Annotated in this window: 14 protein-coding genes; 12 read left to right on the top strand and 2 right to left on the bottom strand. The window is 48.7% G+C overall.

Annotated elements, in window-relative coordinates; all coding sequences use genetic code 11:
* Positions 1 to 54: 54 nt before the first annotated feature.
* Positions 55 to 543 carry a MarR family winged helix-turn-helix transcriptional regulator gene (locus HPY28_RS01515; RefSeq protein ID WP_174224628.1) on the top strand — a complete coding sequence of 163 codons (489 nt, stop codon included), beginning with the start codon at positions 55 to 57 and terminating at the stop codon, positions 541 to 543.
* Positions 544 to 565: 22 nt separating this feature from the next.
* Here the strand turns inward: HPY28_RS01515 and HPY28_RS01510 are convergent, their stop codons facing one another.
* A complete protein-coding gene (locus HPY28_RS01510) occupies positions 566 to 1,453 on the bottom strand; it encodes an NAD-dependent epimerase/dehydratase family protein (protein WP_017248383.1) in 888 nt (295 codons plus the stop codon).
* Positions 1,454 to 1,633: 180 nt separating this feature from the next.
* Between HPY28_RS01510 and HPY28_RS01505 the strand changes: the two genes are divergently transcribed.
* The 7 genes from HPY28_RS01505 (at position 1,634) to HPY28_RS01475 (ending at position 8,875) form a co-directional block, all read left to right on the top strand.
* Complete coding sequence (locus tag HPY28_RS01505) at positions 1,634 to 2,641, top strand: LacI family DNA-binding transcriptional regulator (RefSeq protein WP_026043074.1); 1,008 nt, start codon at positions 1,634 to 1,636, stop codon at positions 2,639 to 2,641.
* 64 nt (positions 2,642 to 2,705) lie between these two features.
* Positions 2,706 to 3,674: a sugar phosphate isomerase/epimerase family protein gene (locus HPY28_RS01500; RefSeq protein WP_174229955.1), complete on the top strand. Its 969-nt coding sequence runs from the start codon at positions 2,706 to 2,708 to the stop codon at positions 3,672 to 3,674.
* Positions 3,675 to 3,685: 11 nt separating this feature from the next.
* Complete coding sequence (locus HPY28_RS01495) at positions 3,686 to 4,750, top strand: Gfo/Idh/MocA family protein (protein ID WP_173621742.1); 1,065 nt, start codon at positions 3,686 to 3,688, stop codon at positions 4,748 to 4,750.
* A gap of 17 nt (positions 4,751 to 4,767) precedes the next feature.
* Positions 4,768 to 6,105 (top strand): ABC transporter substrate-binding protein, encoded by a 1,338-nt coding sequence (locus HPY28_RS01490; protein WP_174224627.1) that lies wholly within the window; start codon positions 4,768 to 4,770, stop codon positions 6,103 to 6,105.
* Positions 6,106 to 6,213: 108 nt separating this feature from the next.
* Positions 6,214 to 7,524 (top strand): carbohydrate ABC transporter permease, encoded by a 1,311-nt coding sequence (locus HPY28_RS01485; protein WP_174229954.1) that lies wholly within the window; start codon positions 6,214 to 6,216, stop codon positions 7,522 to 7,524.
* 12 nt (positions 7,525 to 7,536) lie between these two features.
* Positions 7,537 to 8,364: a carbohydrate ABC transporter permease gene (locus HPY28_RS01480; protein ID WP_017248389.1), complete on the top strand. Its 828-nt coding sequence runs from the start codon at positions 7,537 to 7,539 to the stop codon at positions 8,362 to 8,364.
* A gap of 19 nt (positions 8,365 to 8,383) precedes the next feature.
* Complete coding sequence (locus HPY28_RS01475) at positions 8,384 to 8,875, top strand: SRPBCC family protein (RefSeq protein WP_017248390.1); 492 nt, start codon at positions 8,384 to 8,386, stop codon at positions 8,873 to 8,875.
* A gap of 79 nt (positions 8,876 to 8,954) precedes the next feature.
* Here the strand turns inward: HPY28_RS01475 and HPY28_RS01470 are convergent, their stop codons facing one another.
* Positions 8,955 to 10,364: a sigma-54 interaction domain-containing protein gene (locus HPY28_RS01470; RefSeq protein ID WP_017248391.1), complete on the bottom strand. Its 1,410-nt coding sequence runs from the start codon at positions 10,362 to 10,364 to the stop codon at positions 8,955 to 8,957.
* 231 nt (positions 10,365 to 10,595) lie between these two features.
* Here HPY28_RS01470 and pdhA point away from each other — a divergent pair, with 231 nt between their 5' ends.
* The 4 genes from pdhA to lpdA are packed head-to-tail and all read left to right on the top strand — an operon-like array spanning position 10,596 to position 15,408.
* The gene (gene pdhA / locus HPY28_RS01465; protein ID WP_174230163.1) at positions 10,596 to 11,663 is read left to right on the top strand and encodes a pyruvate dehydrogenase (acetyl-transferring) E1 component subunit alpha; all 1,068 of its coding nucleotides are present in this window, start codon (positions 10,596 to 10,598) and stop codon (positions 11,661 to 11,663) included.
* A complete protein-coding gene (locus HPY28_RS01460; RefSeq protein ID WP_173621747.1) occupies positions 11,660 to 12,643 on the top strand; it encodes an alpha-ketoacid dehydrogenase subunit beta in 984 nt (327 codons plus the stop codon). Before pdhA ends, HPY28_RS01460 begins: the two co-directional genes overlap by 4 nt.
* A gap of 17 nt (positions 12,644 to 12,660) precedes the next feature.
* Positions 12,661 to 13,962 carry a dihydrolipoamide acetyltransferase family protein gene (locus tag HPY28_RS01455; protein ID WP_174229953.1) on the top strand — a complete coding sequence of 434 codons (1,302 nt, stop codon included), beginning with the start codon at positions 12,661 to 12,663 and terminating at the stop codon, positions 13,960 to 13,962.
* Positions 13,963 to 15,408, top strand: coding sequence for a dihydrolipoyl dehydrogenase (lpdA, locus tag HPY28_RS01450; RefSeq protein WP_017248395.1), 1,446 nt, complete (start codon positions 13,963 to 13,965; stop codon positions 15,406 to 15,408). It begins immediately after the preceding gene.
* Positions 15,409 to 15,428: the final 20 nt, after the last annotated feature.

The following is a 15,428-nucleotide window of genomic DNA, read 5'->3' as shown; positions in this document are numbered from 1 at the left end:
ATTTCTTTTCGTAAATAATCGATTGATACCATCAAAGAATGGGAGTCTAAACGGATGAGTACAGACCATACAAACTCGGATGTTACCATTGATCATACGACGAAAGAGCTGGCTCTCGTATTTGGTCAGTTAAAGCGGATCGGACATGTTTTCAGTCCGTCGAAAGACCTCCGTCAGAGCGAATTGAATTTGCTTGTTCACTTGACCTACGTAAGTCCCCCAGGCACGAACGGCATCAGAGTTTCCGAGCTAGGTAAGCAGTTGAAAATAACGTCAGCAGCTGTGACGCATGTCATTCAATCACTCGAACAGCTTGGGTTTATCACCCGTACCGTGGGACCAAAGGATCGACGCTCCATTCTTGTAGCCCCTACGAAAGAGGGCTTTGATTTTGTGGCAGCGAGAGAGCAAGAGCTGTTTAATCGTTTTCAGCAATTGCATGAGCATCTTGGTACGGATGATGCACAGGCACTCATACGCATATTAACGAAATCAATCAGATTCCTGCATACGTATCAGGATAGCGATGAAGCACGACCATAGTTCGATGACGGACTATGGTTTTTTATTGTTTATGATAAGTACCTTGCTCCAGCTCTTTGCGGATCGAGTTCGCAGAGGGGCTCCACTGCAGCTGCTGTTCCGCACGCAATCCAGATATCCTCTGGTTGATGCTTGCCCCCCAAGCGGCTGGTCCTAATGCTTTGGCCGCATCCTCATAACTCCATGATTCCACTTTTTCTATCCCAGCTATTTTAGCAATCGAAGTCATGAGTTCTTTCGTCGTGATCATTTCCTTGGAAGTTGCATTGAATAATGTTCCTGGTTGTGCTCGTAAAAAAGCGCATTCGTAAAGTCTCGCTAAATCATCAACATCGATCGTAGACCATGCCGTTTGCCCGTCATCGATATAGTTGGCTGATTGAGAGAGCTTCGCCCTTTGAATCGTTGCTTGGACGAGTCCACCGCCTCGACCGTATACAAGCGTTGGACGTATGACGATCGTACGAATATTACGCTTGGCTGCTCCTAAAACTTCCTGCTCCTGGTTCGCTTTCCATTGGAGAAAAGGCAACGGATCAAGAGGAGAGTCCTCATTCACGACATTCTCGTACGTATCGTTATAGATCAGCGTACCGCTCGTATAAATAAATGGCTTCCCAGTGCCTTCCAAACCTTTCAGCATGGCTTGAACCGCTGCTACATCGAGTTTTTCCATATCAGGTGTGTGCGAGATCGCCATATGAATGACACCATTGAATTTTTTAACACTTTCTGTTAGCAGTGTGGTATCCGCAAGATCGCCAACAATAGGGGTGAACCCTTGTGAGAGCAACAGCTCCGCTTTCTCTTCCGATCGAACAAGTCCAGCAACCTGATACCCCAGAGACTGAAAATGCTCGGCGACTACAGATCCAACATAACCTGTTATTCCTGTAAGCAAAACATTCATGACAAAACCTCTTTCATACATAATTAATTTAGTAACTAAATTATATGGTACATTATTTAGTAACGTTCTCGTGATGTCAACAGTATTTATAATTAACTGAATATTGACAAAACAAAAGTTGGGTGTTATTTTCAGATTAGGAAAACGTTTACCCGTTAGATAGAAAGTGAGTGAAGAACCATTACTGTAACCATTAAAGACATCGCACAACTCGCCAACGTTTCCATCGCGACTGTTTCGCGCGTGCTGAACAATTCCAAGCCAGTCCGTCCAGAGCTGCGAGAAAGAGTCTTGAAAATCGTGCAAGAGACGGGCTTTCAGCCGAATGCGATTGCCAGGAGCTTGGTTAGCAAAGAAACCCGCATCATCGGGGTGATGATTCCCGATATCTCCAACAATTTTTACTCCAATCTCATTTACGGAATTGACAGCGTCATTAGCGAGTACGACTACAGCATGTTTTTGGCCATATCCGATGAAGTGGTGGACAAAGAGCTGAAGTACTTGCGACTGTTCAAAGAAAAACAAATCGATGGTGTCATTATCGCGAGTATTCATTTCCTGGAGGGCAATATCCAGACGCTGCAAGAGATTCAAGTTCCCCTTGTTGTTACCGGGCACGATTTGCCCGGCTATCAGATTCCTACTGTCAACGTCAATAATGTGCAAGCCTCCTATGATGCTACCGCCTATCTCATCTCGCAAGGCCATACAAAAATCGCGTGTATATCTGGTCCGTTATGGGACCCGCCGTGCGGTCTGGATCGTATGGGCGGTTACCGAAAAGCCATGCGGGCACATGATTTGCCCATCTATGAAGGATTCGTCGTGGAAGGAGAGTTCACAGCCAAGAGCGGTTACGAAGCCATGCGCCGTATTTGTGAGGAAAAAATTCGTCCGACAGCTGTTTTTGTCGCCACAGACCTGATGGCGGTTGGCGTCCTCAATTACTTGTACGATCATGGCATTCGTGTACCAGAAGACATCTCCGTCATGGGCTTCGACAATTTGGAGCTTGCCTCACTTTCACGCCCCATGCTCACCACCGTGCACAATGACCCGTTCATGTACGGAAAAGCCGCAGCAGAGCAATTACTCAGACAAATCCGCCATGAACCTGTAGAGAGAATGAGCGCCGTCCCACACCATCTCGTGATTCGCCAAACTGTAAGCGCTTTATTGGAGTGAGGCAACAAGTCTTACCATATAGAAGAAGCAAACGAGTTTACGCATTCAAAAGGGGTGAAGAGATATGAAGCTTGGCGTATTTACCGTTCTTTTTAGCGAGAAGTCGTTCGAAGAAATGCTGGATCATGTGAAGGCAGCAGGTTTAGAGGCGGTGGAAATCGGCACAGGCTGCTATCCGGGCAATGCACACTGCAATTTGGATGAGCTGTTGGAAAGTCCAGAAAAAAGACGAGCGTACAAGAAAGCAGTAGAGGATCGGGGATTGATAATCAGCGCGCTTAGTTGTCACGGCAACCCGTTGACACCAGATAAAAGCTTTGCGCAGCAATCCCACGATACGTTTGTGAAAACGGTACAGCTAGCCGAGATGCTGGAGGTACCCGTGGTCAATTGCTTTTCTGGCACGGCAGGCGACCACGAAGGAGCGAAGTACCCGAGCTGGCCGGTTGCTCCTTGGCCCAATGAGTATCGAGACGTTCTCCATTGGCAATGGAACGAGAAGCTCGTCCCGTACTGGCGCGAATGGACCGCTTATGCGACTGAGCATCATGTCAAGGTTGCGTTGGAGCTACATGGCGGCTTTCTCGTACACACGCCAGGGACACTGCTGAAGCTGCGGGAACAGGTAGGCGAGGGGATTGGGGCAAACTTCGATCCAAGTCACATGTGGTGGCAAGGGATTGATCCGGTAGCTGCGATCAAAATTTTGGGCAAAGAAAAAGCCATTTATCATTTCCATGCGAAAGACACGTATATTGACCAGGAAAAAGTGAACATGTATGGGCTGACGGATATGAATTCCTACGCCAATCTACATGAACGTGCTTGGTATTTCCGAACCGTAGGCAATGGGCATTCGCAGCAGACGTGGGCCGATATGATGAGTGCACTGCGTATGAATGGATACGATTATGTCGTGAGCATCGAGCACGAGGATGCCATCATGTCGATTGAAGAAGGCTTTTCGCGCGCTGTTCAAAATCTACAGCAAGTCATCTTGCGAGAACCAGTCCAGAATCTATGGTGGGTGTAGGAGGGGAGAAAATGACGAATCGGCGCAAATGGAAAATCGGAATCATCGGTGCAGGTGGGATTACAGAAGCACACTTGGAGGCGATCAAGGAAGAGCCGCGAGCAGAGGTAGTTGCCATTGCAGATATTTCCGCAGAAATGGCTTCCTATCGTGCAAAGCGGCATGACATCCCACAGGTTTTCACCGAATACGAGGCCATGCTACAAGAGTCTGATACAGACGCGATCATTGTTTGTGTCCCGAACTACTTGCATGCAGAAGCAACCAAAAGTGCGCTTGCAGCAGGCAAACACTTGCTGTGCGAAAAGCCGATGGCGATGAATGCCCAGGAAGCAACAGAAATGATCGAAGCCGCGAAGAAAGCAGATAAAATCCTCATGGTCGCACAAAACAACCGATTCCGAAGCGATTCCCTACAAGTCAAAACGTGGCTGAAAGAAGGAAAGCTGGGAAACATTTATCACGCCAAGACCGGTTGGGTCAGACGAAATGGAATTCCAGGATGGGGAAGCTGGTTTACACAAAAAGAATGGGCAGGCGGCGGTCCGTTGATTGATATCGGCGTACATATGCTCGATTTGACCTTGTGGCTCTTGGATCATCCAAAGCCTGTATCCGTCCTCGGGCAAACGTACGCGCAATTCGGGCCTCACAAACGTGGCTTGTCAGAGTGGGGCAGGATCGACGATAGCGGGAAGTTTGACGTGGAAGATATGGCTGTAGCGATGATCACTTTTGAAAACGGATTGTCGCTTACGCTTGATGCAAGCTGGGCTTCTCACATTGAAGAGGAAAACGTTTTCCTTCAACTGTATGGACAAGAGGGCGGGGCATCCCTGCGTTTATTGGATAACCAGTTCACGCTTTACCACGAGTGGAACGGCGTAACTGCCTCGACAGAAATAAAACCAAAGCCTCAAAAAGAACGCGTACTCTTATTCCGTAATTTCATCGACGCCATCGAAGGGAAGGCAGAGGTTCTCTGCACACCGGAACAAGCCTTGTACATCAACAGATTGATCGAAGCCATCTACGCATCCGCACAAAAAGGTGAAGCAGTGCGTTTTAAAACATAGCATAGGGGGTTACTTAGATGAAAGTTGTGAAAAGACTTACATCCGTTGGACTTACCTTAGTAATGGCCTTTTCATTGGCAGCATGTTCCTCCACACCACAGCAAGCTTCTACGGATACAACCCCATCACAACCTGCAACACCATCCGCACCCAAAACAGAGCCAGCACAGCAACCAGCAGAAAAAATCAAGCTCGTCTACGCACGGGGCAAAGACTCAACGGATTCCACTGTAAAGCTCGTGGAGGCGTTTCAAAAAGCAAATCCGAATATCGAGATTGAGATTCGCGAAATGCCTGCGGATACAGGACAAAGCCATGACCAGTACGTCACGATGTTCAGTGCACAATCGTCGGAGATCGACGTGTTTGACCTCGATGTCATTTGGCCGGCTGAATTCGCACAAGCGGGTTATCTCCTGCCGCTCGATCGCCTGATGGAGCAAGATGGAATTGAAACCGGAAAATATATCAAAGGGGCCATGGATGCTGGGAACTTTGGCGGCCAGCAATGGACCATGCCCAAGTTTATCGACGCGGGTCTCTTGTTCTACCGCAAAGATCTCGTAACTGAAGCTCCAAAGACGTGGGATGACTTGATTGCCCAAGCAAAAGCAACGAAGGGCAAGGGCGGCACGAAGTTCGGCTACTTGATGCAAGCCAAGCAATATGAAGGTTTGGTTTGTAACTTTGTCGAGTTCAGTGCATCGTACGGTGGAAAAATTTTGGATGAACAAGGAAAAGTAGCGGTCAACAATCCAGCTACGATCAAAGGGTTGAAAAAAATGATCGAGGTCGTCAAATCCGATTTCGTCCCAACCAATATCACCACATTCATGGAGCCGGAATCACATACGGCATTCCTCGAGGGGCAGGCACCGTTTATCCGCAACTGGCCGTATCAGTTCGCGTTGGCGCAGGATCAGGCTCAGTCCAAAATCGTCGGTCAAGTCGCGATCGCTCCACTGCCAGCTGGCGATGCAGGCTCCGCAGCAGCACTCGGCGGTTGGATGGGCGGAATCAACAAGTTCTCGAAGCACCCGAAAGAAGCGTGGGCATTCCTCAAATTCATGGCAGGTCCAGAGGGTCAGAAAATATCCGCGGTAGAAGGTGGGCTCGCACCAACCTATTTGCCAGCCTACGATGATGCTGATGTTCAAAAAGCCAGTCCGTTGTTTGCCAACAAAGATTTCGTCGATGGGGTAAGCGCTGCTGTATCTCGTCCAACGACTCCGATCTATCCAAAAATCTCGGAAGTGATTCAGATCGAAGTATCCAAAGCGCTTGCAGGGCAGCAAACAGCCGAGCAAGCGGTGCAAAACATGGAAACGCAGATGAACGACCTGATGAAAAAATAAGCGGCAACATGTGGGGCTTCCAAGGGGGTCTAACCGGCTTCCTTGGAAGTTACACAGCGATCGGGCAATCACAAGCAAGCTTCTAGTGGGAAGGAAGGTGGTGAACGGATGAATCGATCAACCAAAATGTCTCTTTCAGAAAAACAGATGGGGTATTTGCTGATTTTTCCTGCACTGCTCATCATACTTGTTATCGCGATTTGGCCTGTCATGCGATCCTTTTGGATCAGTCTGCACGACATCCGGTTGAACGACCCGACGAAATCAGAGATTCACTCTTCATACGGACTAGATATGGAGCGCTACGTCAGTACGTTACCCAATCTGCTCCGGTATGTGAAGAGGGAGGTGGACTCTGCAGAAGGGTCATCAAAGGAAAAATTGAACGCGCTCCAAGCGCAAATCGAACAAATGAACACTTCCCTCAACCAAACAGGCGAGATCGCGAGCCGATACCAAATGATCGACCAGCTATTGCTGGAATTTAAACCAGTCCCCACAGAACTCAAATATGTGAGCCTCTCGAACGAACAAACAGACGCAATCAAAACTAGCTTGGCGGAAGTCAGAGCGGTTCTTTTGCAAATGAGTGAACAAAAGCTGCTTGCAAAGCCAGAGGGTGCTCTTGGCGTAATCCAAGGCATTGAAGCTTCGATTATCGAGCCCAACTTTGTTGGCTTTGCCTACTACAAGAAGTTTTTAACAGACGCTCGGATGTGGGGGGCTCTGTACAATACGGCGTTTTTTACCGTTATCTCCGTTGCCATTGAATTGGTGCTCGGCATATTGATTGCCCTGTTGATCAATCGCCCTTTTCATGGAAGGAGTCTTGTTCGAGCAACCGTGTTAATACCGTGGGCGATTCCAACTGTTATCTCCGCGATGATGTGGAAGTTTTTGTACGACGGGCAAAATGGCATCGTCGCCTATCTTTTTGAGCAGGCAGGGCTGATCTCAGATATGGGGATGCTCTTGACGACTAAGGCTGGCGCCATGTTTTCCGTTATTTTGGCAGATGTGTGGAAGACGACGCCATTCATGGCCTTGCTCTTATTCGCTGGCCTGCAAACGATCCCGCAAAGCTTGTATGAAGCAGCTTCTGTGGACGGTGCAACCCGCACCCAGCAATTTTTTCGTATTACGCTTCCGATGCTGAAATCAACCATTTTGGTGGCATTATTGTTCCGTACATTGGATGCATTTCGTGTGTTTGATTTGATTTACACGCTGACAGGTGGGGCACCTGGGAACTCGACCGAGACCATTTCTATTTACGCGTACAAAACGATGTTTGCTCAAATGAGCTTCGGAGAAGGCTCCGCGCTCGCAGTCATTGTCTTTTTATGTGTGGCGCTGATCTCCATCGGCTATGTCAAAATATTAGGAGCTGATCTGCTGAGTGATGGCAGTGGCAAATAAGGAGGTGATTGGATGCGCAAACATACGGGTCCCTTGTTTTACGTGGGTTTACTGCTATTCGTCTTTCTAGTGATGTTCCCGTTTTTATGGATTCTCCTCGCAGCATTGAAGCCACCAGCGGAGCTGTTTGGAGAGCGAGCCTTTCATTTTATCATCCAAAATCCTTCATTTGACAACTTTGTCCGCGTCTTCACGGAAAGACCGTTTGCCCGTTACTTGTGGAATTCGACTGTCGTGGCGACGTTAACCACACTCTACTCCATTACGATCGCTTCTTTTGCTGCCTATGCGATTGCCTGGCTGTCCTTTCGGGGAAAGACAATTATATTAGGTGTCGTACTGGCTGTGTCCATGTTTCCGCAGATCGCTACTATTTCGCCTATTTTTATGTTCATGCAATCGATGGGCTTAACGAACAGCTACATCGGTCTGATCATTCCTTATACAACTTTCGCGCTTCCGCTTGCGATCTGGAATTTGACCATCTTTTTCCGCAAAATACCGAGTGATTTGGGCGAAGCAGCCAAAGTAGACGGCGCGAGCATTTGGCAGACGATGACCAAAGTGTTTTTCCCACTCGCCATGCCTGGGGTTTTTACGACGGCCATCCTCGTTTTTATAGCAGCGTGGAACGAATTTTTGTTCGCCCTGACATTGAATACACAGGAAGCGATGAAGACTGTGCCTGTGGGAATCGTCATGTTTCAGGGAATGTTTACAATCCCGTGGGGAGAAATATCTGCTGCCTCCATCATCGTGACGATCCCTCTCGTAGTAATGGTGTTGATTTTCCAAAGGCGGATTATCTCTGGCCTTACTTCTGGGGCAGTAAAAGAATAAAAGGGAGTCATTCTATCGTTTGTCTCGCAAATGTGATTATGATACGGTGGAAGCAGCAATCAGAAAGCGAGTTGACGGACGCATGAATAATCTTACAAAATTTCAGATTAACAGACCTGCGCATGAAGTGTTCGAAGCTTTCGTGGACCCGGCGAAAATCGGCAACTTCTGGTTCTCTTCCAGCTCGGCAAGGTGGGAGGAAGGGAAGAACATTACGTTATTCTTCGATATTTACAACGCAGAAGTAGGGATTACCGTTCACGAAATCGAAGTGAATAAGCGCATCTTTTTCCAGTGGGCTGGAGAAGAAAATACCGTAACAATTACGTTAAACGCGTTGGATGAAGCCACGACGATCATTGAAGTGAACGAAGAGGGCTTTCAAGAAAATGATCCTGCGCTCCTTCAAAAAATAGTCGACAACAAAGAAGGCTGGGTGTACGTCTTAAGCTGTTTGAAGGGGTATCTGGAGCATGGGATCCACACATTAAGAGAAGGGCTTGTGAAATAGCCCTCGGATGTTTTGCGAGACCACACTCTGAAATAACGAGAAAGCCCGAACCTACGCGTATCGGGCTGTTCCTTTTGCGCTATTTAATTCTGAGGCTGCGTTTTTTTCGCACGAGCGTGGATATGTTCACTTGCAGCTTATCCGCACACTGCTGCATGGTGTCTGTTTCTTTCAAGAGTCGTTGGATATATGCACGTTCAAACCGTTCGACCGCTTCTTTTAGCGGCAACAGCTCATCCATTTTGGCGAGATGGAGCGGCAGGGCTGTCTGCTGGGTATTGCGAATGGACACCGGTAACTGATCAAATGTAATTCGCCCATTTTCACACATGTGGAAAGAACGTTCCACCACATTTTTCAGCTCGCGTGTATTCCCTGGCCAGTCATAATCCATCAGTGCCTCTAACGCATCTGTTTCGATGCGCATTTCTTGCTGGTACTTCCATTCGAGCTTTTTCAAATAGTAGAAAATGAGAGCCGGAATATCCTCGCGGCGTTCACGCAAGGGTGGAATGGTGAGAGCAAGTACATTTAGCCGGTAGAACAAATCCTGCCGAAACCGTTTTTGTTCCACCATCGATTCCAGGTCGCTATTGGTGGCAGCGATGATTCGCATGTTAACCTGACGCGATGTTTTCCCCCCGAGTCTGCGAATCCGCCCATCCTGCAATACATTCAAGAGCTTCACCTGTAAAGGAAAAGGGAGGTCTCCAATCTCATCGAGAAAAATGGTTCCTCGATCCGCTAGCTCAAACAATCCCTCCTTCGATTGACTTGCCCCCGTAAAGGCGCCTTTCTCATAGCCAAACAATTCGGACTCGAGCAAATGCTCGGGAATGGCCCCACAGTTTATCTTAATAAATTCCCCTGTACGTCCGCTTTGGGCGTGAATGTAATTCGCCATGACATCCTTACCGACACCCGACTCGCCTAGCAAAAGGACGGGGGAGTCGTTGGTCGCAAAGCGTTTGGCGAGTGAAGCGATTCGATGCATGAGCCCACTGCGATAAATGATCTGCTCGTCAAAGTCACCATCGGTTTGGATATGCTCCAGCGCCCTTTGATATGCCGAACTGATTTGACGTGTTTCCTCCAGCTCCTTCTGAAGCTGATTCAGCTCTGTGACGTCACGCACATTTCCCACGACAAACAATAATTCCTTGTTTGGATCGAGCAGCGGAGTAGCCGTGTTAATCGCTTGCCGACCGTTTGCATAATCGATCACGACACTATGGGTTTGTTTTGTCAAAATCGTACGTACAGCAGAAGAGTCAGGAACAAGATGCATTTCTTTTTGCTCCATAAAGCTAAAATTATTCAAGATGTCGGCGGGAACTCCCGTGATGTTCAAGTACGCCTCATTGTAGAGCAGGACGTAGCCGTTACGGTCACAGATCGCCAATCCATCGTGGGACGTACTGAAGATGGTCGTCAGCAATTTTGCCAGCTCATGATTGTCACTGGCCTGGAAATACTTGGTTTGATACATCGAAGTCCTCCTAAGTAGGCTTGTAAACGGAATAATCAGAATTAATCATCCGTGTGCAATGTTGCATATGCAAAAATGAGCATTTTCGAATCGTTTTGTTGTGAAATCGCTTTCAATTGTTTGGCATGCTACTTGCTCTTCTATAGGGAGGAAAGCAGAAGCATGACGAGTCGAATCACAATATCGAAAGACACCGCGGTGTTTTTCAGCGAAAAAGAGAGGGATGTTTCCATGTCTTCATTATATCAGGTATTGAGTCCAGCGGGTGAGCTGGTAGGCGATCTTAAGGGGCAATTAGACGAGGCAACGATGATCAAGATGTATGAAAATATGGTGCTGGTTCGCCAGTTTGACCGCAAGTCGATTAACCTGCAGCGACAAGGCAGAATGGGCACGTATGCTCCATTTGAAGGGCAGGAAGCTTCACAAGTAGGCAGCGCGATGGCACTGACGCCTGGAGATTGGCTTTTCCCGACCTACCGAGACCATGCGGCAGCGATCGTCCATGGTCAATCCATGGCACGGGTGTTTCTCTATTGGATGGGCCACATGGAAGGGAGCATCAGCCCGAAACATCTGCACATCATGCCGCCATGTGTACCGATCGCGACTCAAATGGTTCATGCGGTAGGGACTGCTTGGGCGAGCAAGCTGCAAAACGAAAAGCATGTCAGCATCGCCTACTTTGGTGACGGGGCAAGCTCAGAAGGCGATTTTCATGAGGCATTGAATTTTGCAGGTGTGTTTCAAACGCCGACCATCTTCTTCTGCCAAAACAACGGCTTCGCGATCAGCGTTCCGTTTTCGCAGCAGTCTGCATCGAAAACGATTGCACAACGTTCGGCCGCGTATGACATCCCTGGGGTTCGGATAGACGGTAATGATATCTTTGCTGTTTGGCTGACCATGAAAGAAGCCATGCAACGTGCGTTAGATGGCAAAGGACCGACGTTGATCGAAGCGGTGACATTCCGCTATGGCGCGCACACAACCGCAGATGATCCGAAGAAATACAGGGATCAAGAGAGCTTGTCCGAGGAATGGCGTCAAGAACGCGACCCACTCCAACGGCTGCGTGTATATCTGGAGAATCAAGGGTTGTGGAATGAAACGAAGGAAGTAGAGCTGATCGCACGGGTGAATGAACAAATCGACGCCGCTCTTGTCGAAGCAGAAAGCTATCCGAAGTCCAAGCCGGAAGACATGTTCAAGCACGTCTACGCTGAACCATCGTGGATGGCAACGGAACAGGAGAGCGAGCTCGTCAAGCCATCGAAGCAGGAGGGAATCCCAGCATGAAACGCAAACTGACGATGATTCAAGCAATCACGGAAGCCATGGATCAAAAATTGGCAGATGATTCACGCATGATGCTGCTTGGCGAGGATATTGGCGTAAACGGTGGTGTGTTCCGGGCGACCGAAGAGTTGATTCACAAGTACGGTCCGGACCGTGTAGTGGATACGCCGCTAGCTGAGGCGGGAATAATCGGGGCGGCAATCGGTCTTGCCATGAACGGGAAAATTCCTGTGGTCGAGATTCAATTCCTTGCTTTTATTTATCCGGGCTTTGAACAAATTGTTTCTCATGCTGCACGCATGCGCTATCGGACCCGCGGACAGTACCATGTACCGCTGGTCATACGCACGCCGTACGGGGCAGGGATTCGTGGGCCTGAGCTTCATTCGGAGAGTGTCGAAACGTTTTTTGCCCATGTCCCTGGTTTAAAGGTTGTGGCACCAAGCACACCTTATGATGCGAAAGGCTTGCTGATTGCAGCAATGGAAGATCCTGATCCAGTCATTTTTTTAGAGCCGACCAAGCTGTATCGCGCATTTAAACAAGAGGTTCCGGAAGAAATGTATCGTGTGCCCATCGGAAAAGCGAAGGTCGTCCAGGAAGGCTCGGATGTATCCATTTTTGCTTGGGGAGCGATGCTTCGTGTCGCAGAGGATGCTGCGAAACAGATCGAGCGCGAAAACGGCTTGAGTTGTGAAGTCATTGATCTGCGCACGCTCTATCCATTGGATCGGGATACGATCATAGCCTCGGTCAAAAAGACTGGACGTGCAGTTGTCGTACACGAAGCGCATAAGACTGCTGGCTTGGGTGCAGAGATCATCTCCATCATCAATGATGAAGCATTGATTTACATGAAGGCTCCCGTGAAACGGATTACCGGATATGACGTGCCCGTCCCGCAATTTAGCATCGAGGATGACTATTTGCCAACAGCTGAACGCGTGAAGGACGGAATTATGGAAACGGCTACGTTTTAAGAGAAGGAGCGAGTCATATGGTTGAGTTCAAGCTTCCTGATGTGGGAGAAGGTATGCATGAAGGTGAAATCGTAAAAGTGCTGGTACGAACGGGTGAATCCGTTCAACAGGATCAGCCACTCTTGGAGGTGCAGACAGACAAGGTGAATGCCGAGTTGTCTGCGCCAGTGACTGGTATCATTCGTGAAATTTTCATAGCGGAAGGGGAAACAGTAGAGGTCGGAACTACCCTTCTCGTGATCGATGCAGGAACGGATGCAAAGAAGGAAGAGACAAAGCTTCCAGAAAAGGTTGTAAACCCGGAAAAAACAGTCAATTTTGCACCAGCTCGTGCTGATCACCGACGCTCATTGGCCACGCCATACGTTCGGCAGCTAGCACGGGAGATGAAGCTGGATATCGAGTTGGTAACGGGTACAGGAGCAGCGGGGCGTGTGACGGAAGAAGATTTGCGCCAATTCGCCAATCGACTGCAAAAATCTGCACCAGCTAAGTTTCCAACGACGGCTACTGGCAATGAGCGTTTGTTAGAGGCATGTACAGTCGCGGTTGAGACTGAAGCAGTTGTTCAGCCGAAAACAGGGTCCGCTACGCGTGTAGCCACCTCGTCACAGGGAGATATCGAACGGCTACCGTTAAAAGGCATCCGGAAAAAGATTGCCGAGCATATGGTGAAATCAGTCACAATCATTCCGCATGTTACTTCTGTCGATGAGCTGGAGATGGATCAGCTGCGTGCTTTGCGCGAAAAGGTAAAGCCTCATGCGGATAAGCGAAATATCAAGTTGACCTTCCTGCCGTTCTTTATCAAGGCGCTGGTCATTGCACTGAAGGAATTCCCGACGCTTAACGCATCGATTGATGAGCATACGAATGAAATCTTGCTCAAGCGCTTTTACCATATCGGCATTGCTACAGATACGCCTGATGGATTGATCGTACCAGTCATCAAGGATGCAGACCACAAATCGATTTTTCAACTCGCAGAAGAAATCGATCAACTGGCTCGCTTGGCTCGCGAAGGCAAATTGACCATGGAACACATAACAGGCGGCACCTTCACGATCAGCAATGTAGGTCCAATCGGGGGACTGCAAGCAACTCCCATCATTAATCACCCCGAAGTGGCCATTATCAGCTTGCACAAAATGGAGAAGCGATGGGTTGTGCGTGAGGATGAAGGGGTCATTCGCTGGATGATGAACCTGTCACTTTCGTTTGATCACCGCCTGATCGATGGCGTGACGGCAGTGCGTTTTACCAACCGGATCAAGGAGCTGCTGGAAGATCCGAATCTATTGTTTGCGGAGATGGTATAGATGGTAGTCGGCGAAGTAGCAGTCGAAACAGATGTGGTTGTCATCGGTGGTGGGCCAGGAGGTTATGCAGCCGCTATTCGTCTCGGGCAGCTGGGGAAATCGGTCGTTCTAATTGAAAAAGAAGTACTGGGTGGAGTCTGCTTGAATCGCGGATGCATTCCGTCGAAAGCATTGATTCATACAGCAGGTGAATACCACAAGCTAAGTAGTCTGAATAAGCTTGGAATCCAACTGCCTACAGGGAAATCGACCTTCCATATGTCGAGCTGGCAGACGTGGAAGTCCTCTGTCGTTGCTCAACTGAACAATGGGGTCGATTATCTCTGCCAGGCCAATGGGGTTACAGTCGTAAAGGGGACAGCGACATTTCTCTCGAGTGATCGGATTGGCGTAGAGACGAGTGGCGATTTTGAAACGTACAAATTCAAACAAGCGATTATCGCGACAGGATCACGTCCATTCATTCCACCGTTTTTGAAAACAGATGGAGAATATATTCTGGATTCTACTGATATGCTGGCATTGGATGAAGTACCGGAAACACTGGCTATTATCGGCGGGGGTTATATTGGAATGGAGCTCGGGATGGCGTTTGCCAAGCTTGGATCACAGGTGACCGTCATTGAGGCAACCCAGCGCATTTTGCCGCAAACAGCTGCCCATCTCTCCCAAGAAGTGCTCAAGCAGGCAAAACAGCTCGGGATGACGGTAAAGATCGCGACAAAAGTAGAAAAGGCTGAGGTAGCGAACGGAAGAGTCACACTCGTATGTACTTCGGAAAAGAACGGTTCTGAAAGTATCACCGCACATAAAACGCTCGTCACTATTGGGCGAGTGCCTAACACAGGTGAACTCGGACTTGCTCAGGTGGGAGTAGAAATGGACGAGCGCGGCTATATTCCCGTGACATCGACTGGTAGTACGAACAAGTCGCATATTTTTGCCATCGGCGATGTAACACCTGGCCCTGCGTTAGCCCATCGTGCGACGAAGCAAGGGATTGTGGCAGCCGAGGTGATCGCAGGGCTGCCTAGCAGTGTAGATTCCCCTTATGTCCCTTATGTGATTTTTACCGAGCCGCAAATTGCGGGTGTGGGGATGACACGAGAAGAGGCAGAGCTTCAAGGGTATAAAGTCAAAGTAGCAGCCTTCCCTTATCGAGCGAATGGCAGAGCACTCGCCATGGATGAAGGAGAAGGTTTTGCAGAAGTGATCGTGGATCAAGAAAGTCATTTGTTGTTGGGAATGCACGTAGTAGGTGCTGATGCATCGAACCTGATCGGGGAGGGTGTGCTTGCACTTGAGCTTGCTGCACGTGTAGAGGATGTGGCGTTAACCATGCATCCGCATCCCACTTTAAGCGAGATATGGCTGGAGGCTGCCGAAGCGGTGTTAGGTCATGCCATTCATATCGTAAACAAATCAAAAGTAGCTGTGAACAAATAGGTTTATCGTGAAACCTTAAA

This window comes from Brevibacillus sp. HB1.2 (assembly GCF_013332495.1).
GTDB lineage: Bacteria > Bacillota > Bacilli > Brevibacillales > Brevibacillaceae > Brevibacillus > Brevibacillus porteri.
The sequence above is the reverse complement of the archived record's forward strand: the minus strand, read 5'-3'. Positions and strand labels throughout refer to the sequence as shown.

Coding starts and splice junctions, on each gene's coding strand:
- HPY28_RS01500 (WP_174229955.1), top strand. CDS start 2,706: ATGAAGCTTGGCGTATTTACCGTTCTTTTTAGCGAGAAGTCGTTCGAA.
- HPY28_RS01480 (WP_017248389.1), top strand. CDS start 7,537: ATGCGCAAACATACGGGTCCCTTGTTTTACGTGGGTTTACTGCTATTC.
- HPY28_RS01490 (WP_174224627.1), top strand. CDS start 4,768: ATGAAAGTTGTGAAAAGACTTACATCCGTTGGACTTACCTTAGTAATG.
- HPY28_RS01455 (WP_174229953.1), top strand. CDS start 12,661: ATGGTTGAGTTCAAGCTTCCTGATGTGGGAGAAGGTATGCATGAAGGT.
- HPY28_RS01515 (WP_174224628.1), top strand. CDS start 55: ATGAGTACAGACCATACAAACTCGGATGTTACCATTGATCATACGACG.
- HPY28_RS01510 (WP_017248383.1), bottom strand. CDS start 1,453: ATGAATGTTTTGCTTACAGGAATAACAGGTTATGTTGGATCTGTAGTC.
- HPY28_RS01460 (WP_173621747.1), top strand. CDS start 11,660: ATGAAACGCAAACTGACGATGATTCAAGCAATCACGGAAGCCATGGAT.
- HPY28_RS01470 (WP_017248391.1), bottom strand. CDS start 10,364: ATGTATCAAACCAAGTATTTCCAGGCCAGTGACAATCATGAGCTGGCA.
- pdhA (WP_174230163.1), top strand. CDS start 10,596: ATGTCTTCATTATATCAGGTATTGAGTCCAGCGGGTGAGCTGGTAGGC.
- HPY28_RS01485 (WP_174229954.1), top strand. CDS start 6,214: ATGAATCGATCAACCAAAATGTCTCTTTCAGAAAAACAGATGGGGTAT.
- HPY28_RS01495 (WP_173621742.1), top strand. CDS start 3,686: ATGACGAATCGGCGCAAATGGAAAATCGGAATCATCGGTGCAGGTGGG.
- lpdA (WP_017248395.1), top strand. CDS start 13,963: ATGGTAGTCGGCGAAGTAGCAGTCGAAACAGATGTGGTTGTCATCGGT.